At 72.4% G+C, this 18,016-nt stretch carries 18 protein-coding genes; 9 read left to right on the plus strand and 9 right to left on the minus strand.

Features of this window, described 5'->3' with window-relative positions; translation table 11 throughout:
- The 5 genes from hrpA to LVO85_RS00025 all read right to left on the minus strand — a co-directional run.
- Positions 1-3,457 (minus strand): ATP-dependent RNA helicase HrpA (hrpA, locus tag LVO85_RS00005; RefSeq protein WP_232745239.1); only part of this gene is annotated, 3,457 nt, incomplete at its 3' end.
- A 38-nt stretch (positions 3,458-3,495) separates the two neighbouring features.
- Positions 3,496-3,924: a hypothetical protein gene (locus LVO85_RS00010; RefSeq protein WP_232745240.1), complete on the minus strand. Its 429-nt coding sequence runs from the start codon at positions 3,922-3,924 to the stop codon at positions 3,496-3,498.
- Between the two features lie 58 nt (positions 3,925-3,982).
- On the minus strand, positions 3,983-5,236 hold the full coding sequence (locus LVO85_RS00015; RefSeq protein ID WP_232745241.1) for a DUF445 domain-containing protein: 1,254 nt from the start codon (positions 5,234-5,236) through the stop codon (positions 3,983-3,985).
- Positions 5,227-5,853, minus strand: a complete 627-nt coding sequence (locus LVO85_RS00020) for a hypothetical protein (protein WP_232745243.1) — start codon at positions 5,851-5,853, stop codon at positions 5,227-5,229. The genes LVO85_RS00015 and LVO85_RS00020 overlap by 10 nt, the downstream gene beginning before the upstream one ends.
- Positions 5,854-5,943: 90 nt before the next feature.
- Positions 5,944-6,630 (minus strand): VOC family protein, encoded by a 687-nt coding sequence (locus LVO85_RS00025; RefSeq protein WP_232745244.1) that lies wholly within the window; start codon positions 6,628-6,630, stop codon positions 5,944-5,946.
- Between the two features lie 72 nt (positions 6,631-6,702).
- Here LVO85_RS00025 and LVO85_RS00030 point away from each other — a divergent pair, with 72 nt between their 5' ends.
- Positions 6,703-7,167: a DUF2752 domain-containing protein gene (locus LVO85_RS00030; protein WP_232745246.1), complete on the plus strand. Its 465-nt coding sequence runs from the start codon at positions 6,703-6,705 to the stop codon at positions 7,165-7,167.
- Positions 7,168-7,190: 23 nt separating this feature from the next.
- Positions 7,191-7,664 carry a DUF4190 domain-containing protein gene (locus tag LVO85_RS00035; protein WP_232745248.1) on the plus strand — a complete coding sequence of 158 codons (474 nt, stop codon included), beginning with the start codon at positions 7,191-7,193 and terminating at the stop codon, positions 7,662-7,664.
- 67 nt (positions 7,665-7,731) lie between these two features.
- Here the strand turns inward: LVO85_RS00035 and LVO85_RS00040 are convergent, their stop codons facing one another.
- The gene (locus LVO85_RS00040) at positions 7,732-8,628 is read right to left on the minus strand and encodes an SDR family oxidoreductase (protein ID WP_232745249.1); all 897 of its coding nucleotides are present in this window, start codon (positions 8,626-8,628) and stop codon (positions 7,732-7,734) included.
- Between the two features lie 97 nt (positions 8,629-8,725).
- Here LVO85_RS00040 and LVO85_RS00045 point away from each other — a divergent pair, with 97 nt between their 5' ends.
- The 5 genes from LVO85_RS00045 to LVO85_RS00065 all read left to right on the plus strand — a co-directional run bounded on the left by LVO85_RS00045 (position 8,726) and on the right by LVO85_RS00065 (position 12,099).
- The gene (locus tag LVO85_RS00045; protein ID WP_232745251.1) at positions 8,726-9,241 is read left to right on the plus strand and encodes a DUF421 domain-containing protein; all 516 of its coding nucleotides are present in this window, start codon (positions 8,726-8,728) and stop codon (positions 9,239-9,241) included.
- A gap of 155 nt (positions 9,242-9,396) precedes the next feature.
- Positions 9,397-9,591 carry a hypothetical protein gene (locus LVO85_RS00050; protein ID WP_232745253.1) on the plus strand — a complete coding sequence of 65 codons (195 nt, stop codon included), beginning with the start codon at positions 9,397-9,399 and terminating at the stop codon, positions 9,589-9,591.
- Positions 9,592-9,885: 294 nt separating this feature from the next.
- A complete protein-coding gene (sqr, locus tag LVO85_RS00055) occupies positions 9,886-11,124 on the plus strand; it encodes a type III sulfide quinone reductase, selenoprotein subtype (RefSeq protein ID WP_232745254.1) in 1,239 nt (412 codons plus the stop codon).
- 38 nt (positions 11,125-11,162) lie between these two features.
- Complete coding sequence (locus LVO85_RS00060) at positions 11,163-11,477, plus strand: TusE/DsrC/DsvC family sulfur relay protein (protein WP_232745255.1); 315 nt, start codon at positions 11,163-11,165, stop codon at positions 11,475-11,477.
- 55 nt (positions 11,478-11,532) lie between these two features.
- Complete coding sequence (locus LVO85_RS00065; RefSeq protein WP_232745257.1) at positions 11,533-12,099, plus strand: DsrE/DsrF/DrsH-like family protein; 567 nt, start codon at positions 11,533-11,535, stop codon at positions 12,097-12,099.
- A gap of 73 nt (positions 12,100-12,172) precedes the next feature.
- Here LVO85_RS00065 and LVO85_RS00070 read toward each other — a convergent pair whose 3' ends face one another.
- On the minus strand, positions 12,173-12,613 hold the full coding sequence (locus LVO85_RS00070; protein ID WP_232745258.1) for an aromatic ring-opening dioxygenase LigA: 441 nt from the start codon (positions 12,611-12,613) through the stop codon (positions 12,173-12,175).
- Between the two features lie 51 nt (positions 12,614-12,664).
- Positions 12,665-13,024, minus strand: a complete 360-nt coding sequence (locus tag LVO85_RS00075; RefSeq protein ID WP_232745260.1) for a hypothetical protein — start codon at positions 13,022-13,024, stop codon at positions 12,665-12,667.
- Between the two features lie 69 nt (positions 13,025-13,093).
- Here LVO85_RS00075 and LVO85_RS00080 point away from each other — a divergent pair, with 69 nt between their 5' ends.
- A complete protein-coding gene (locus LVO85_RS00080; RefSeq protein WP_232745261.1) occupies positions 13,094-15,913 on the plus strand; it encodes an FAD-binding and (Fe-S)-binding domain-containing protein in 2,820 nt (939 codons plus the stop codon).
- A gap of 42 nt (positions 15,914-15,955) precedes the next feature.
- A complete protein-coding gene (locus LVO85_RS00085; protein WP_232745269.1) occupies positions 15,956-16,495 on the plus strand; it encodes a potassium channel family protein in 540 nt (179 codons plus the stop codon).
- A gap of 10 nt (positions 16,496-16,505) precedes the next feature.
- Here LVO85_RS00085 and LVO85_RS00090 read toward each other — a convergent pair whose 3' ends face one another.
- Complete coding sequence (locus LVO85_RS00090) at positions 16,506-17,981, minus strand: CYTH and CHAD domain-containing protein (RefSeq protein ID WP_232745270.1); 1,476 nt, start codon at positions 17,979-17,981, stop codon at positions 16,506-16,508.
- Positions 17,982-18,016: the final 35 nt, after the last annotated feature.

Genomic DNA, 18,016 nt, shown 5'->3' on the forward strand with positions numbered 1-18,016 from the left:
GGTGCTCCACGATCTCGATGACGCGCGGCGTCGTCTGCTGGCGCACCCCGGCGAGCGCCCGGTCGAAGTCCTCCGGGGAGCGCACGGTGGCGCCCGGCATCTCGGCGACGACCGAGTCGACGGCGGCGGCCAGCGCGTCCTCGAGCAGGGCCGGCACCGACCCGTGCGGGTTGTGCCCCAGGGAGAGCTTCTGCTGGTTGCTGAGCAGGGCGAGGATGCGCTTCCATGGTGGGGTCGTGCCGAGCAGCAGCAGACGGCGCACGCCGAGCAGGGTCGACCGGTCGGCCTCGGACCGGGTGCCGAGCACCCGGATGTCGACGGCCGACCCGGTGTCGACCAGCGCCGGGTAGCCGTGCACGGTGCGACCCCCGACCTGCTGCTCGAAGGTTTCCGGCAGCCGCCCGAAGTCCCACGTCGTGAGCCCCTGCCGCTCGACCGCCGAGGCCGCGCGGGCCATCGTCGTGCGCACCGCCGGCGCCAGCTCGGCCTGCAGCGCGGCCAGGTCCTTGCCCTCCCCCAGGATCTCCACCCGTCCGCGTGCTCTGCCCTTCTTGCCGCCGGGGCGCACGAGCCGCTCCACCCGGAAGGTGACCCGCAGGTGGTCGGGCACCCTCGCCCAGTCGACGTCGTCGGCGTGCACGCGCACCAGCCCCCGTGCGCTGAGCCGCTGGGCCAGCGCCTCGGCGACCGGGCCCTGCCCGGGGTCCATCTCGCGCAGCGCCTGGCGGGCGTGGTCGGGGGCGGGCACGAAGTTGCGCCGCAGCTCCTTGGGCAGGGCCTTGACCAGCGCGGTCACCAGCTCCTCGCGCAGCCCCGGCACCTGCCAGTCGAAACCGTCGGGGCGCAGCTGGTTGAGCACCTCGATGGGCACGTGGACGGTGACGCCGTCGGCGTCCGAGCCGGGCTCGAACTGGTAGGTGACGCGCAGCTCCAGCTCGCCCTGGCGCCAGGTGCCGGGGTAGTCGGTCTGGCTCACCGCGTCGGCGTCGTCGCTGACCAGCAGCTCCTCGGTGAAGGTCAGCAGGTCGGCGTCGGTGCGGCGCTGCTGCTTCCACCAGGTGTCGAAGTGGGCGCCGGAGACCACCTCGGCCGGCAGCCGGGCGTCGTAGAAGCCCACCAGGGTCTCGTCGTCCACGAGGATGTCGCGGCGCCGGGCCCGGGCCTCCAGCTCGCCGAGCTCGCGGACCAGGCGCCGGTTGGCGTGGAAGAACTCGTGCCGGGTGTCCCAGTCGCCCTCGACGAGGGCGTGCCGGATGAAGAGGTCGCGCGCGGTCTCCGGGTCGACCCGGCCGAGCGGCACCGGACGCCCGGCGGCCAGCGGCACGCCGTAGAGGGTGACCCGTTCGTCGGCGACCGCGCTCGCCCGGGAGCGCGACCAGCGCGGCTCGGCATAGGACCGCTTGACCAGGTGTGCCGCGGCACGCTCCACCCAGGCGGGGTCGGTGCGCGCGTTGACGCGCGCCCACAGCCGGGTGGTCTCCACGAGCTCGGCGGTCATGACCCAGTCGGGGTTCTTGCGGAACAGCGTCGAGCCCGGCTGGATGTGGAACCTCGCACCCCGGGCACCGGCATACTCCCGCTTGTCGCGGTCGTAGAGCCCGACCAGCGAGAGCAGCCCCGGCAGCAGCGACTGGTGGATCTGGTCGGGTGAGGGCTCGCTGTCGTTGAGGGTCAGCCCCAGCGACCTCGTGGCCTGGCGCAGCTGGGTGTGCAGGTCCTGCCACTCGCGCACCCGCAGGTAGTGCAGGAACTCGCGCTGGCACATGCGGCGGAAGGCGCTGCCCGAGAGCTCCTTCTGCTGTCGCCGCAGGTAGTCCCACAGGTTGAGCATGACCAGGAAGTCGGAGTCCTCGGCCGTGCCCTCCCGGAACCGGGCGTGCGACTGGTCGGCCTGGGCCTGCTTGTCGGCCGGCCGCTCGCGCGGGTCCTGGATCGACAGGGCGGCGACGATGACGAGCACCTCGCGCAGCGCGCCGTTGCGCTCGGCCTCGATGAGCATGCGGGCGAGCCGCGGGTCGACCGGGAGGGTGACGATCGCCTTGCCGTATGCCGTGAGCCGCCTGCGCGGCAGGTGCGCCGGCGCGGTGGGGTCGATCGCCTGCAGCTCCTCGAGCAGCCGCACGCCGTCGGCGATCTGGCGCGAGTCCGGGGGCTCCAGGAAGGGGAAGCGGGCGACCTCCCCCAGGCCCAGGCTGGTCATCTGCAGGATGACGCTGGCCAGGTTGGTGCGCAGGATCTCGGGGTCGGTGAACTCCGGTCGCGAGGCGAAGTCCTCCTCGGAGTACAGCCGGATGGCGATGCCGTCGGAGAGCCGGCCGCAGCGACCGGAGCGCTGCTGGGCGCTCGCCTGGCTGACCGGCTCGATGGGCAGCCGCTGCACCTTGAGGCGCTGGCTGTAGCGGGAGATGCGGGCCGTGCCGGTGTCGATGACATAGCGGATGCCGGGCACGGTGAGCGAGGTCTCGGCGACGTTGGTGGACACCACGATGCGGCGGCCGCTGTGCCGGGCGAACACCCGGTGCTGCTCGGCGGCGGAGAGCCGGCCGTAGAGCGGCAGCACCTCGGTGGCCGGCAGCTGCAGCGCGGCCAGCGCCTCGCTGGCGTCGCGGATCTCCCGCTCGCCGGAGCAGAACACGAGGATGTCGCTGCCGGCGCCGTCCGCGGGCGTCTCGGTCCACAGCTCCTCGACCGCCTCGCAGATGCCGGTGACCTGGTCGATGTCGACGACCTGGTCGGCCTCGCCCTTCGTCCCGGGCGGGGCCGGGCGGACCAGCGGGCGGTAGCGCACCTCGACCGGGTAGGTGCGACCGGACACCTCGACCACGGGGGCCGGGGTGCCGTCGGGCTGGGCGAAGTGCTCGGCGAAGCGCTGCAGGTCGATGGTCGCCGAGGTGATGACGACCTTGAGGTCGGGGCGCCGCGGGAGCAGCTGCTTGAGGTAGCCGAGGATGAAGTCGATGTTGAGGCTGCGCTCGTGCGCCTCGTCGATGATGAGCGTGTCGTAGCGGCGCAGGTCACGGTCGCGCTGCAGCTCGGCGAGCAGGATGCCGTCGGTCATCACCTTGACCAGCGTGTCGTGGCGCGAGCGGTCGGTGAACCGCACCTGGTAGCCGACGGTCGTGCCCAGCTCGACCCCCAGCTCCTCGCTGATCCGCTCGGCCACCGAGCGCGCGGCGATGCGCCGTGGCTGGGTGTGGCCGATCGTGCCCTGGACGCCCCGGCCCAGCTCCAGACAGATCTTGGGCAGCTGGGTGGTCTTGCCCGAGCCGGTCTCCCCGGCCACGATGACGACCTGGTGGTCGCGGACCGCTGCCGCGATGTCGTCCCGGCGCTCGACGACGGGCAGCTCCGCCGGGTAGGTGATGCGGGCAGGCAGTGCTGCCCGGCGGGCCGCGAGCCGCTCCTGGTGGCGCTGCTCCCGCGCAGCACGATCTGGAGCGGTGCGACGGGGGGACATGCCGTTCAGGATAGGTCGCTCGCAGCCGGCGCCAATCCCTACGCCGCCCGTCGCCGTCGCAGCGGCCCCGGGAGGGCGGTGACGCCGGACGCCGTGACCAGGTGCGTGCTCAGCACGTCGGCCCCCTGCTCGGCGCAGACCTCCAGGACCACCTGGTGCACCTCGCGGTCGGCATCGGTCAGGGCGCTGTGCCGGTGGGCGATGCCCACGACGAAGCGTGCGTCCGGCTCCGCATGGCTCAGGGCCTGCACCAGGTTGCGCACCAGGGTGTGGCGCTCCAGCCGCGGCAGCTCGCCGGCCACGAACGTCGGCTGGGCCAGGGTGAGGTCGGGGCGCAGCGCCAGGAACGCCAGGCCTCCCTCGCGGCGGTCGGCGTCGCTGACGCACAGGTCGAGCACGTCGTGCACGAAGTCGGGGTCGGTCAACGGTCGGTGCGGCCAGTCGGCCGGCAGGTCCTCGAAGCTCATGCCGCCGATGCTGCCCGCCGGCGCCGCAGGCCCGCAGAAGCTGTCCACAGGCCGGCGCTCAGCCGGTCACCAGCTGGGTGACCGTGTGCAGCACCAGGCCGACGAGGGCGCCGACCACCGTGCCGTTGATGCGGATGAACTGCAGGTCGCGCCCGACGTGCAGCTCGATGCGGTCGGAGGCCACCTTGCCGTCCCACTGCTGGATCGTCGAGGAGATGACACTGGTCACCTCCGTGCCGTAGCGCTCGACCAGGGCCACGACGGCGTCGGCGCTCCAGGCGTCGAGCCGGGCGCGCAGCGCCTGGTCGGTCGTGACCCGGTGGCCGAAGGCCGAGACCTCGGCGGCCAGCCGGGAGCGCAGCGGGCCGTGCGCGTCCTCCAGCGCCTCGACCACCGTCGCCTTCACCGTCTCCCAGACCGCCACCGCGGTCTCACCGACCTGCGGGTGCCGCAGCAGCCGCTCCTTGAGCGCCTCGGCGCGAGCCATCGTGGCCGGGTCGTGCTGGAGGTCGCGGGCGACGTCACGCAGGTAGGAGTCGAGGGCCTGCCGCACCCGGTGCCGCGGGTCGTCACGGACCTCGCGCGACCAGGCGAGCAGCTCGGCGTAGACCCGGCCCACGACCTTGTCGTCCACCCACGACGGCGACCACCAGGGCGCCCGGGAGGACACGATGCGGCTGACGTCCTCCTCGTGCGTCGACAGCCACGCGTGGAGCTCCCGGGCCGCCAGGTCGACCAGCCCGTGGTGGGACCGGTCCTCCACGACCGCCTCGAGCAGGTGCCCGGCGACCGGGCTGACCGGCTCGGCCCGCAGCCGCGGCAGCAGCGTCTGGTCCACGAACTCCAGCGCGTCGTCGTGCCCGATCCGGTCCAGCGCCTGGCAGACCAGCGGCACCGCCTCGGCGACCACCCGCTCGGCGTGCACGGGGTCGGTGAGCCACTCGCCCGTGCGCAGCACCACCTCGGCGTCGAGGTAGCGCTCCCGCAGCGCCTGCGGCGTGAGGAAGTGCTCGGCGACGAACTGCTCCAGGCTGGTCGCCAGCGCGTCCTTGCGGCGGGGCACCAGCGCGGTGTGCGGGATCGGGATGCCCAGCGGGTGCCGGAAGAGGGCCGTCACCGCGAACCAGTCGGCGATCGCCCCCACCATGGCCGCCTCGGAGGCGGCATGCACGTAGCCCCACCCGCCGTCACGGCCGAGGGTGAGGAAGAAGACCACCGCGGCGAGCACGAAGAGACCGGTCGCGACTGCGCGCATCCGGCGTAGGTCGCGCAGCCGGGCCTGGTCACCGGCCGAGACCGCCGTCATCGCCATCGGAGCACCGCCTCCCTGGTTCGGGTGTCGAGGAGATAGAAGGTGTAGTCGTCGACGGAGCCGCCCGCCACCTCGAAGGTCAGGCGCACCCGTTGCCGTGCGGCCTCCCCGGGCGCGAGGCGGCCGGTCTCCGGCTCGGCGGCGTCCAGCCTGCACGAGCCGCCCTGCGCGTCGGTGAGCAGCAGGTCGAACAGGCTCACCCCGGGCGCACCGGAGATCTGCCGCGCCTCGACCTCCACCTGCCAGCCCGTGCGCTGGTCTGCCGTGGCACCGGGGAGCGCGGTCAGCACCGGGGCGCCCACGGTGAGCTCGATGATGTCGTCCTCCAGCACCTCGTTGTCGACCATGGTGAGGTCGTAGGCCTCTCCGAAGGCCACCTCCGTCGCCGCCACGGACTCCGACGGGGCGACGGGCCCGACGTCACTGCAGGGCTGCGTCGGCGCGGGGGCGGCCGTGCCCGTGGGTGCGGGCGAGGTGGGTGCGGTCGACGTGGTGACGGTGGACGTCGGGGACGTCGGGGACGGCGGCTCGAGGGTCAGGGTCGAGGGCGCCGTGCTGCTGCACCCCGCCAGGGCGAGCCCGACCGCCAGCGCCAGCGCCCGTGGAGGACCGCTCACGCTGTGTCCTTCACGCTGTGTCCCTCACACTCTGTGTCCTTCACCCTGCGCGTCCTTCACACGGACACGCCGGTGCCAGGGCGCACCGGCTCAGCCCCGCAGCGCCGGGTCGTGGGCGCCGCGCTCGTCACGGGCCTGCCAGGTGCACAGGCACACCTCGTTGCCCTCGGGGTCGGCCAGGACCCACCAGGAGGGCGCGAAGGCGTCGGTGACGAGACGGCCGCCTGCCGCGAGGGCAGCGGAGATCCGCTTCTCCACCATCTCGGGCGGCACGGTCAGGTCGAGGTGGAAGCGGCCGCGCTCGGTGCGCGGCGGGTCCATCTGCTGGAACCACAGGGGCGACAGGCGACCGGCCGGGTCCACGAGGGCACCGTCCACGTCGTCGTAGCCGAGCACGGCCTGCCAGAACGCGCGGACGGCGGGAAGGTCGACGGCGTCGAGCCCGATCTCCAGCACCGCCGGCTCGTGTGGGCACGCGGGGTGGCCGGCGTCGGCCGCCAGCGCGCTGACCCGCACGGCCAGGGCGACGTCGCGGCGGGTGAGAGCACCGACGTCATGGCTCCTGGTCACCACCGTCACGTGGCTGTAGCGCAGGTCGACGTCCGGATGGTGGTCGAGCTCGTCGGCCACCTCGGCGACGGCGGCGACCAGGGCCGCACCCCGCGCGAAGGACCCGGTCCGGAAGCGGGCCTGCAGGGTGCCCGCCAGGTGGCGCCAGTCGGACAACCCTGGGTCGTCGGCCAGCTGCTGGGGCGTGGTCACTGTCCGGTCGTCCATAGGTGCCACTGTCGCACAGCACGCCGACAGCACCCCGACCTCCGGTCGCGGTGGACCCCTAGGCTGGGGATCGTGAGCTCGACGCACACCGTGCCCCCCGCGGGGCGGGCCGGCACGGCATACCGGCAGGGACGCCGCGGCCCCGGCGTGCGTGCCGCCCTGCTCACCGGGGGTGCGGTCGCCGCGGCGACGCTCCTGGTGCACGTCTACGACCCCGCCCAGGAGGGCAGCTACGGGCTCTGTCCGCTGCGCCTGACGACCGGTCTGCTCTGTCCCTTCTGCGGCGGCACGCGCGCCGTCCATGCGCTCACCCACGGCCAGTGGGACGTCGCGATGGGCCTGAACCCGCTGGTGACGCTGGCCCTGCCCGTCGCCGTCGTGCTGTGGGTGCTCTGGCTGGTGCGCGCCTGGCGCGGGCGACACACCGACTTCCTCGACCGCATCGGCCTGGTGTGGACCCTCATCGTCGCTATCGTCGCCTTCGGGGTTCTCCGCAACGTCCCGGTGCTCGCACCGTTCCTGTCCCCTCTCACCTGACCACCGACCCTCAGGAGACACACATGTCCAGCACCCCTCCCCCGCCCTACGGCGGTGACGACCAGTCCCAGGGGTCCAGCGACCCCTACGGCACTCCCTCGCAGGGCCAGGGCGACCACTCCCAGGGGTCCCCGCAGCAGGGCGGCTACAGCAGCACCCCCTCCTACGGCTACGGCTCCGACGCCGGCTACCAGGCCGCACCCGGCTACTACGGCGGAGGGGCGCCGAACGACCGCGACAACAACTTCGGTGTCATCTCGCTGGTGACCGGCATCATCGGCCTGTTCGCCTGCCAGATCCTGGGCATCGTGGCCATCATCTACGGCCGCAAGGCGCAGGCGGCGCAGGCCGCCGGCACCGCCAACAACGGCACGCTGGGCACCGTGGGCTTCTGGCTCGGCGTGGTCTCGCTCGCCTTCCTCGTCATCGGCATCATCATCTTCGTCGCCGTGCTGTCGCTGGGGATCATGGACGCCTCCAGCAGCAACAGCTTCTGAGCCTCGCCCGCACGAGGACGGCCCGCAGCCGATGGCTGCGGGCCGTCCTCGTGCCAGGTGAAGGTCGTCAGGGTGAGTCCTGGCCGCCGTTGACGTTCAGGGTCTCGCCGAGGACATAGCTGGACTCGGCCGAGGCCAGGAAGACGTAGGCCGGCGCCAGCTCGACCGGCATGCCGGCCCGACCCAGCGGGGTGCTGTGCCCGAACTCGGGCAGGGCCTCCTTGGGCTGGCCCTCCACCACCTGCAGCGGCGTCCAGACCGGCCCGGGGGCCACCGCGTTGACGCGGATGCCGCGGGGGGCCAGCTGCTTGGCCAGACCCTTGGTGAAGGCGTTGATGGCCGCCTTGGTCGAGGCGTAGTCGAGCAGGTGCTCGCTGGGGCTGTAGGCCTGCACCGAGGTCGAGGAGATGACCGCCGACCCGGGCGGCATGTGCGGCACCGCGGCCCGCGTGACCCAGAACATCGCGTAGACGTTGGTCTTCATGGTCTCGTCGAGCTGCTCGTCGGTGAGGTCCTCGAGCTGCTCGGTGGCCACCTGGCGCCCGGCGTTGTTGACCAGGATGTCCAGGCCGCCCAGCCCCTGCACCGCCTGCTCGACGAGGTCGCCGCACCACTGCCGGTCCATGACGTCGCCGGGCAGCTTCACCACCGTGCGGCCCTCCGCCTCGATCAGCGCCGCCACCTTCGTGGCGTCCTCCTCCTCGGCGGGCAGGTAGCTCAGCGCCACGTCGGCGCCCTCACGGGCGAACGCGATCGCGACCGCGGAGCCGATGCCGGAGTCGGCGCCGGTGACCAGGGCCCGGCGGCCCAGCAGCCGGCCGGTGCCGCGGTATGACGTCTCGCCGCGGTCGGCCTTCGGCGTCAGCTCGGCGTCCAGGCCGGGCATCTCCTGGTCCTGTTTCGGCGGGTCCACCCGGGGGTGGCGGTCGACGGGGTTGTCGAAGGTCAGCTGGTCCTTGCTCATGGCGTCCAGGCAACCATCGGCGGGCGCGGCCCGCGAGCCGAGCGGATCTCTGGTGTCATGGCCGGGTACGTCCACCCCCCGATGAGAGGTGCCCCTCATGTGGCTCGCCGACTGGTCGGTCGTCCTGCGCATCCTGCTCGTCGGCGTCGCCGCCTACGCCACCCTGGTGGTGCTGCTGCGGGTCAGCGGCAAGCGCACGCTCGGCAAGCTCAACGCCTTCGACTTCGTCACCACGGTGGCGATCGGCTCGGTGCTGGCGACCGCCGTGCTCGACCCGCAGACGACCTGGCTCGCCGCCCTCACCGCGATGGCGGTGCTGGTGGGTGCCCAGTTCGTGGTCGCCAGGGTGACCACGTGGCTGCCCCGCGGGCGCTGGTTCGTCAACGCCTCCCCCACCCTGGTCGTGCGGGACGGCCAGGTGCTCGACGAGCAGCTGCGGCAGGTGCGCCTCACCCGCGGCGAGCTGGACCAGGCAGTGCGGGCAGCGGGACAGGGGTCGGTGGCGCTCGTGGCCGCTGTCGTGCTGGAGCCGGACGGCTCGCTGAGCGTGGTGCCGAGCAGTGCCCTCGGGGACGGCTCGGGCCTGCGGGACGTCGCGGGCTGGCCGGGCTGACCGACCCCTCGACCTTGTAGCGATGCTACGCAGATCACATTAGGGCCGTGAACTTGTGCTTAAGGGTCCCGGCAGGAGACGATGACCGGGCGCACCCGCGAAGGGTGCGCCCGAACGGCAGCGGAACGCCTGCCGCCCAAGAGAGGTCGTAAGCCATGTTCATCCCCGTCGTGCTCGTCGTCGCCACCACCGCCGCCCTGGCCGTCGTCGGCCAGAAGTCCACCCCCGCCGCCGAGCGCACCTCGCTGCGCAGCCCGCGCGGCATCGTCGCCAGCGTCCGTCGCGGCAACGCCGTCCTCGCCGCCGGCCCCCGCGCGCAGTACGACCGCATCGCCGAGCTCGCGCGCTGACGATGCCCGGGCCAACGACGCCCCGAGCAGACGACCGGAGCCGCACGCAGTCCGCAGAGGAGCGTGCGGCTCCCGCATGTCCGGCGCGATACCACCCGTGACACCGCAGAACCTCTGTGACCTGCATCTTCACCGCCGCAAGGGACTTTGGTCCGTGATCGACATCATGGTCGCGCGGATGGTGGAACACATACCCCCTCCCGTATAGTCGAAGGCAGAGGTCCCCGGCGACGGGGACACGCCATGACCTTCTGACGTGCCCTCCCCGGAGACCCCCGAGAGAGAGGGCATGTCATGAGGAACCTGGTCGTCCTGGGTGCCGGAACCGCCGGCACGATGATCGTCAACAAGCTGCGCAAGGCACTCCCCGAGAGCGAGTGGGGCATCACCGTCGTCGACCGTGACGACCGCCACCACTACCAGCCCGGCTACCTGTTCGTCCCGTTCGGTGAGCTGGAGCCCGAGGACGTCGTGCATCCGCGCCGCCGGCACCTGCACAAGGGCGTCTCCTTCGTGGAGGCCGAGATCGACCGCATCGACCCGGAGGCCGACGTGGTCCACCTGGCCGACGGACGCACCCTTCCCTACGACTACCTGGTCGTCGCCAGCGGCACGACGCCCCGGCCGGACCAGACCCCCGGGATGGCCGAGGATGAGTGGCACCGGAGCATCTTCGACTTCTACACCCTCGAGGGCGCCACGGCCCTGCGGGACGCGCTCGCCTCGTTCACCGGCGGCCGTCTGGTCATGCACATCACCGAGATGCCGATCAAGTGCCCCGTGGCCCCCCTGGAGTTCTCCTTCCTGGCCGACGCCTACTTCACCAAGAAGGGCCTGCGCGACAAGGTCGAGATCGTCTACGTGACACCGCTGGACGGCGCGTTCACCAAGCCCGTCGCCTCGGCCGAGATCGGCCACCTGCTGGCCGACCGCAACATCGCGATCGAGCCGGAGTTCATGGTCGAGCGGATCGACACCGACACCAAGACCCTGGTCTCCTACGACGAGCGCGAGGTGCCCTTCGACCTGCTGGTCACCGTGCCGCTGAACATGGGCGCCGAGTTCGTGACCCGCTCGGGCCTGGGCGACGAGCTCGGCTTCGTGCCGGTCGACAAGGGCACGATGCAGTCGAGCGCCCACGCCAACATCTTCGCGCTGGGTGACGCCTCGGACATCCCGACCTCCAAGGCGGGCTCGGTCGCGCACTTCTCCGTCGAGATCTTCGTCGACAACTTCCTGCAGCTCGTCGAGGGCAGGCCGATGACGCACCGCTTCGACGGGCACGCCAACTGCTTCATCGAGTCCGGCTACGGCAAGGGCATGCTCCTGGACTTCAACTACGACACCGAGCCGTTGACCGGCACCTTCCCGCTGGCGAAGGTCGGGCCGCTGCGGCTGCTGCAGGAGTCCCGCTTCAACCACCTCGGCAAGCTGAGCTTCCGCTGGGCCTACTGGAACGTGCTCCTGCCCGGCCACAAGCTGCCCGTCCCCACCCAGATGTCCATGGCCGGCAAGAACCGGCCCGCCGCCTGACCCCCCACGCGCACACCACCAGGAGAAAGAGAACCATCATGGCCACCACCACGCTCGCCGGACGCCAGCTCGACGTCAACGAGGAGGGCTTCCTGACCGACCCGTCCCAGTGGGACGAGGAGCTGGGGACCGCACTCGCCGCGCAGATCGGGATCACCCTGACCGACGCCCACTGGCGGGTCATCCGCTTCGTGCGCGAGGACCACGCCGTCAAGGGAGAGACCCCCACCCTGCGCCGGGTCTCCACCGTCGGCGGCATCCCGATCAAGGAGCTCTTCCAGCTCTTCCCGAAGAAGCCCGCCAAGAAGATGTCCTACATCGCCGGCGTGCCCAAGCCGGTCGGCTGCGTGTGAGCCCCCGCCCGGCCTCCCCTCCTTCCTCCCCGCAGTCCGTGAAAGGACGATCGACATGAGCACCACCACCCCCGACCTGGCCCCCACGCTGGTGCCGGACTTCGGCGACGACGAGGCCGCCGACCGCAAGTTCGTCATCATCTGCTCCAAGGGCAACCTGGACATGGCCTACCCGGCCCTGGTCCTGGCCACCGCGGCCCTGGGTGAGGGCATCGAGACCCACCTGTTCTTCACCTTCTGGGGCTTCGACATGATCAACAAGCACACGATGAACGACCTCAAGTTCACCCCCGTGGGCAACACGGCCATGCACGTCTCGCAGGCCGGGTCGGTGCGGCCGGGGTGGCGGTGGAAGTCGGTGCCCCAGGTCGTGACGGCGATGCCCGGCATGACCACGGTCGCCACGAAGATGATGAAGAAGCAGATCGACGACCTGGAGATCCCCCCGGTGCCCGAGATGCTCGAGCAGATCCAGGCCATGGGCGCCCACCTGTGGGCCTGCAAGATGTCCTACGACATGCAGGGAATGACCGAGGACGACCTCTACGAGGGCGTGGAGGCCGTCATCAGCGCCTCCGACTTCATGGACATCAGCGAGGGTGGGCAGCTGCTCTTCATCTGAGCGGCACACGGACCGAAGCCTGCCTGTTGACCTTCCCTCTCTCCGGGTCAGCAGGCAGGCTTCGACGCGTGTCTCAGACGGTCGCTCTGGCGCGGTCCGCCGCGACCACCGGCCGGCCCGCGGCCATCAGCCCCACGCCGGTCAGGAGGAAGGCGAGGCCGACCCCCATCGCCATGGCGGCCACCCCGAAGGCGACCACCGAGGTGAACAGCGAGGCCCGCAGGAACGAGGCGTTCATCGCCACGTCGCGCAGCGGGTCCTCCCGGTCGAGCTCTGCGTAGGTGAGCCCTCCGGTCGACTCCTCGGCGTGCTTGCCGATGATCTGCGCCTCGGCATAGGCGGAGAACGGTCCGTCCACCGCGTCACCGGCCAGGAAGTCGGCATCCTCCGCCACGGTGATGTTCTCGCTGGCGAGCTCGTCGTGGACCAGGTAGTAGGTCACGGCCCCCGCCACGACCATGAGGACGCCGAGGACGGCGACAACCATGCCCATCGTTCTGGTGGTGCCCATCATGCCTCCAATGTGAGAGTGCGGACCCCGCCAGTATGGCGCGGGTCACACCCGTCACTCCAGCGTCGTCGCGAGGGTGCCGTGCACCGCCAGCAGGAACAGGCCCAGCAGCACCGGCACCGGGCCGTCCACCACCGCCCAGCCGGCCAGCAGCGCGACCGCGGCCAGCACGACATACACCGTCTCGATCCCGGCCAGGACGACCAGCGCCTGCCTCGGCCGGGCCTCCCGGTCCCGCTGCACGATCCGCTGGACGCGCTGGATCGTGATGACCGCCAGCACCGCCGCGATCGCCAGCCGCCCGATGCCCAGCACGGACTCCTGGTCGGTGCGACCGTCGGCGATGGACAGTGCGGAGACGGCCACGAAGGTCACGAGCACAGCGGCCAGCTGGCCCCAGAACGGCTTGGTCACAGGCCCACGCTAACAACGAGGGACCGGGCGCCCGCTCACTCGTCGTGGATCCGTGGGATGGTGTGCGGTGTGAGGCCGACCACAGCAGGCGACTGGGCCCGACTCGGCGCGCAGCTGGAGCTCGACGTGGGCGAGGCCGCGGTGAGCCGGCGGGCGCTGGACCGCCACGCGATGGCGCACGACGCGTCGCACTACCTGCTCACCCCTGAGGTCGTCGTCCGGCCCGCGTCCACCGACCAGGTGGCGGCGGTCATGCGCGCCTGCGACGCGGCCGGGGCGCCTGTCACCTTCCGCGCCGGGGGCACCAGCCTGTCCGGCCAGTCGGTCAGCGACGCGGTGATGGTCGACACCCGCCGCCACTTCGAGGGGGTCGAGGTGCTCGACGGCGGCCACCGGGTGCGGGTGCTGCCCGGCACCACGGTGCGCCATGTCAACGCGGTGCTCAGCCCCTACCGCCGGGCCCTCGGGCCCGACCCGGCGAGCGAGGGTGCGTGCACGCTCGGCGGGGTCATCGCCAACAACTCCAGCGGGATGCAGTGCGGCACCGAGCTCAACACCTACGCCACGCTCGACTCGATGGTGCTCGTGCTGCCGACCGGACACCGGGTGGACACCGCCGCGCCGGACGCGTCCGCGGCGCTGCGGGCCCAGCACCCCGCGCTGTGGGAGGGGCTGGCCCGGCTGCGCCGCCGCGTGCTCGACGACCCCGCCTCGGTGGCGACGGTGCGGCGGCTCTTCGCGATGAAGAACACCATGGGCTACGGCGTCAACGCCCTGCTCGACTTCGAGGACCCCCTGGAGATCCTGCGGCACCTGATGATCGGCAGCGAGGGCACCCTCGGCTTCGTCGCCGAGGCCGTCTTCCGCACCGTCCCGGTGCCCAGCCACCGGGCCACCGGGCTGCTCGTCTTCGACGACATCGGCACGGCGACGGCCGCGGTGCCCGGCATGGTCGCCACCGGCACCGCCACCGCCGAGCTGCTCGACGCCGCCTCGCTGACCGCCTCGCTCATCGACCCCACGTGCCCCGAGGTGATCCGGCAGCTCGAGATCCGCGACCACGCGGCGATCCTGCTCGAGTACCAGGCCACCTCCACCGAGGAGCTCACCGACCTGACCGCGAGCGCCGAGCGCGCGCTGCGCTCCCTGCCGGTGCAGCCGTTCGAGCTCACCACCGACGCGGCCGACCGCACCCGGCTGTGGCGCGTCCGCAAGGGTCTGTACACGGCGGTCGCCGGGCACCGCCCCGCCGGCACGAGCGCGCTGCTCGAGGACGTCTGCGTCGGGGTCGACGTGCTGGGCGACACGTGTGTGGCGCTCACCGAGCTCTTCGACCGGCACGCTTACCAGGGGTCGGTCATCTTCGGCCACGCCAAGGACGGCAACGTCCACTTCCTCGTCAACGAGGTCTTCGACGACCCCGCCTCGCTGGAGCGCTACGCCGCGTTCACCGAGGACATGGTCGACCTCGTGCTGGGCCAGGGTGGCACCCTGAAGGCCGAGCACGGCACCGGCCGCATCATGGCCCCGTTCGTCCGCCGGCAGTACGGCGACGAGCTGTATGCCGTGATGCGCGAGATCAAGGACCTCATCGACCCCCGTGGGCTGCTCAACCCCGGCAACGTGCTGTCCGAGGACCCCACGTCGTACCTCCAGGACCTCAAGCCCAGCCACCCGGTGGAGGAGGAGGTGGACCGGTGCGTCGAGTGCGGCTTCTGCGAGCCGGTCTGTCCCTCCCGTGACCTCACCCTGACCCCGCGCCAGCGCATCGTGCTGCGCCGCGAGATGGTCGGCGCGCGCAGCCGTGGCGACCTCGCACTGGCCGAGGAGCTTGAGCGCGACTACGTCTACGCCGGGGAGCAGACCTGCGCGGTGGACGGGATGTGCGTGACCGCCTGCCCCGTGCTGATCAACACCGGCGACCTGGTGCGGCGGCTGCGCCGCGAGTCGGCTCCGGCGCCGGCCCGGGCGCTGTGGTCCGCGGCGGCCCGTGGCTGGGGTGGCGCGGCGCTGCTGGGCAGTGCCGGGCTCAGCATCGCCCGCATCCTGCCCAGCGCCGTGCCCACGGCGCTCACCGCGGCCGGCCGGCGTGTCGTGGGCGCCGACACCGTCCCCCTCTACGACGCGGGCCTGCCCGCGGGGGGCGGGCGCCGGATCGCCCGTCGGGCCGACGATGCCCAGGCCGTGGTCTTCGGGGCCTGCGTCGGGCAGATGTTCGGCCCCGAAGGCGGCGCCGGCAGCGGCGCCCAGGGGTCCGGGCCCGCCCTGCTCGAGCTCTGCGACCGGGCCGGGGTCGCGGTGCGCACCCCCGAGCACCTCGGAGGCCTGTGCTGCGGCACGCCCTGGAAGTCCAAGGGCTTCACCGCCGGCTACGACGTGATGGCGGCCAGGGTGGTGCCCGCGCTGCGCGCGGCGACCGAGGGTGGCCGGCTGCCGGTGGTCGTCGACGCCTCCTCGTGCGCCGAGGGCCTGGTGGAGATGCTGGCCACCCGCGCTCCGGAGCTGCGGGTCGTCGACGCCGTGGAGTTCGTGGCCGACCACCTGCTCCCGGCCCTGACGGTGCGCCGACGGCTCCCCTCGGTGGTCGTGCACCCGACCTGCTCCTCGCACCGCGCCGGCACCACCGAGGCCCTCGTGCGGGTCGCCGCCGCGTTCGGCGAGGACGTCGTGGTGCCGGTGTCGTGGGGCTGCTGCGCCTTCGCCGGCGACCGCGGGCTGCTGCACCCCGAGCTGACCGCCTCAGCGAGCCGGCGCGAGGCCGAGGAGGTCGCCCAGACGGGTGCCACGGCATACGTCTCCAGCAACCGCACCTGTGAGATCGGCATGACGCGGGCGACCGGCCGGCGCTACGTGCACGTCCTGCAGGCGCTGGCTGCCGCGACCCGCTGAGCGCATGCGGCATCCTTGACCCACCGGAGCAAGGAGGAAGCCATGGTCACGGCACTGCAGCAGGTGCGCCGCCACCCCGCCGTCCCCGTGCTGCTGCGCACCACGACGACGCTGGCCCTGCTCACCGTGGGCTACTTCATGCTCCCTGTGACCCTGGACTGGGGCAGTCCCCGGCTCTACCTCCAGCTGCTCGTGTCGGTCCTTGCTCTGGTGGGCCTGTACGTCGTCCTCCGGCAGCGGGTCCGCGACAGCCTGCGCCGCAAGGAGCAGCCCTACGCCCGGGTCGAGTGGCTGCTGGCCGCGCTCTACCTCATCATCCTGTCGTTCGCCGTGGTGTATGCGGTGATCGGCGTCCACGCCCCGGACCAGTTCGTGGGCATCGCCGACCGGATGGACGCGCTCTACTTCTCGGTCACCCTCATGTCGACGGTCGGCTTCGGCGACGTCAGCGCCCAGGGCACCCTGGGCCGCGCGGTCGTCACCGTGCACATGCTGTTCAACCTCATCTACATCGGCACTGGCATCCGCCTGCTCACCGGTGACCGGTCCATCGGCGCCACCCCCGGACCGGACGGGCACTGAGGCGCCAGGGCTACCGACGCAGCCAGCGGCGCAGCTGCTTCGCCGACACCTCGGCCCACACCTGCGTCGCCTCCGCGAGGTCCGCATCGCCACGGGCCTGCTCCCGTGCGTGCAGCCGTCCGTACGTGAACGCCTCCCGGGGCGTGGCCCTCTCGGCGAGCTCGAGGAGGTGCTCGCGCATCACGACACTGTCCTGGTGGCGGCCGAGCACCTCCTGAAGCCGCTCCATCGCCTCGGCGAACGCGACCGCCTCCTCGCCGAAGGTGTCCGAGAGCGCCTCGGCGGCATACCGCGCACGCTTGGCCGCCTTACGGGCCTCGTGCCACCGCTCCTGCCGCATCCGCGTCCGCACCTCGGCGTAGGCACGGCGCACCCGCTGCGGCAGCACGTCGTGGGCCGGACGGTCCGCGGCCTCGGTCCACCGCGGCTGCTGCACCAGACTGCCCAGTGCCTCGAGCAGCCGGCGGTAGCGCTCGGAGTCGAGGTCCAGCAGCAGCTGGTCGTGCGCCCGGTGGTAGGCCTCGTCCAGGTGCGCCACACCCTCCGCGACCTCCTCCCCGGCGGCCGCGCCCTGCTCGCGCAGCCGGTCACGCAGCACCTCGGCATCCCGTGCCTCACCCAGCCCCCCCGCCAGCCATCGCAGCTCGTCGGCCACAGGCCTCACCTGACCCCGCTGCAGCACCGGGGCGAAGGTCCGCAGCGCACTGCGCAGCCGCCGGCTGGCCACCCGCATGCGGTGCACGCTGTCGGGTCGGTCCAGCCGCACCAGCGGGTCGGCCGCCACCAGCCGCTCGACCTGCTCGGCCAGGTGGTGCACCACCACCTCCCCGGCCGCCGAGCCGGGGGTGAACGACGGGTGCGGCGCGGGCTGCGGGTCGCCCAGGGTGCGCGCCAGCTTGGACCGGCTGCTCGCATGCTCCAGACCACCGGCGAGCAGCTGCTCGTCGACCGCGGCCAGCAGGGCTCGGTCGCCCTCGACCAGCTCGACCTCGAGCTCGCGCCACTGCAGGTCCTGGGCAGGTGGCACCAGGCGACGCGCCGCCACCCGGTCGTCGGCGACCTCCGCGAGCACGACGCCGGCGCCGTCGACGAGCCGGCTGACGGTGCGCTCGGTCACGATCCGCGCGACCGGGCCCAGCTCCTGACCGCGGACCCGGGCGGCGACCAGCGACCTCAGGGCCGGCGGCACCCCGTCGGCCTCGTCGCCCAGCGGCAGCTGCACCTCCACGCGCGCGTCGTCGGCGCCGGGCAGCTTCAGGTGCCAGCCGGCGTCGGGTCCACCGGTGCGTCGGCGCAGCGTGGTCCGGGCGCTCAGCAGACCCAGGTCAGCGGTGTCGACGTAGGTCGCCTCCAGGTGCCGGCGCTCCCCCTCGAGCTCGAGCTCCACCCCGTCGAGGTGCCCCACGGCCCGTGCGAGCACCGGCGCCAGTGCGGCCTCCGGCGCGACGGCATACGTCGTCTCCACCTCGTCGCTGACAGAAGCCATGCCCGAGGCTATCCCGCCCGGTATGCCGAGCCTGC

The sequence above is a fragment of the Ornithinimicrobium sediminis genome (genome assembly GCF_021272345.1).
GTDB lineage: Bacteria > Actinomycetota > Actinomycetes > Actinomycetales > Dermatophilaceae > Ornithinicoccus > Ornithinicoccus sediminis_B.

Bases quoted from the DNA above. Each gene is read 5' to 3' on its own strand.
- LVO85_RS00010 (WP_232745240.1), bottom strand. From the start codon at position 3,924: ATGAGCTTCGAGGACCTGCCGGCCGACTGGCCGCACCGACCGTTGACC.
- LVO85_RS00015 (WP_232745241.1), bottom strand. From the start codon at position 5,236: ATGGCGATGACGGCGGTCTCGGCCGGTGACCAGGCCCGGCTGCGCGAC.
- LVO85_RS00025 (WP_232745244.1), bottom strand. From the start codon at position 6,630: ATGGACGACCGGACAGTGACCACGCCCCAGCAGCTGGCCGACGACCCA.
- LVO85_RS00035 (WP_232745248.1), top strand. From the start codon at position 7,191: ATGTCCAGCACCCCTCCCCCGCCCTACGGCGGTGACGACCAGTCCCAG.
- LVO85_RS00040 (WP_232745249.1), bottom strand. From the start codon at position 8,628: ATGAGCAAGGACCAGCTGACCTTCGACAACCCCGTCGACCGCCACCCC.
- LVO85_RS00045 (WP_232745251.1), top strand. From the start codon at position 8,726: ATGTGGCTCGCCGACTGGTCGGTCGTCCTGCGCATCCTGCTCGTCGGC.
- LVO85_RS00050 (WP_232745253.1), top strand. From the start codon at position 9,397: ATGTTCATCCCCGTCGTGCTCGTCGTCGCCACCACCGCCGCCCTGGCC.
- sqr (WP_232745254.1), top strand. From the start codon at position 9,886: ATGAGGAACCTGGTCGTCCTGGGTGCCGGAACCGCCGGCACGATGATC.
- LVO85_RS00060 (WP_232745255.1), top strand. From the start codon at position 11,163: ATGGCCACCACCACGCTCGCCGGACGCCAGCTCGACGTCAACGAGGAG.
- LVO85_RS00065 (WP_232745257.1), top strand. From the start codon at position 11,533: ATGAGCACCACCACCCCCGACCTGGCCCCCACGCTGGTGCCGGACTTC.
- LVO85_RS00070 (WP_232745258.1), bottom strand. From the start codon at position 12,613: ATGATGGGCACCACCAGAACGATGGGCATGGTTGTCGCCGTCCTCGGC.
- LVO85_RS00085 (WP_232745269.1), top strand. From the start codon at position 15,956: ATGGTCACGGCACTGCAGCAGGTGCGCCGCCACCCCGCCGTCCCCGTG.
- LVO85_RS00090 (WP_232745270.1), bottom strand. From the start codon at position 17,981: ATGGCTTCTGTCAGCGACGAGGTGGAGACGACGTATGCCGTCGCGCCG.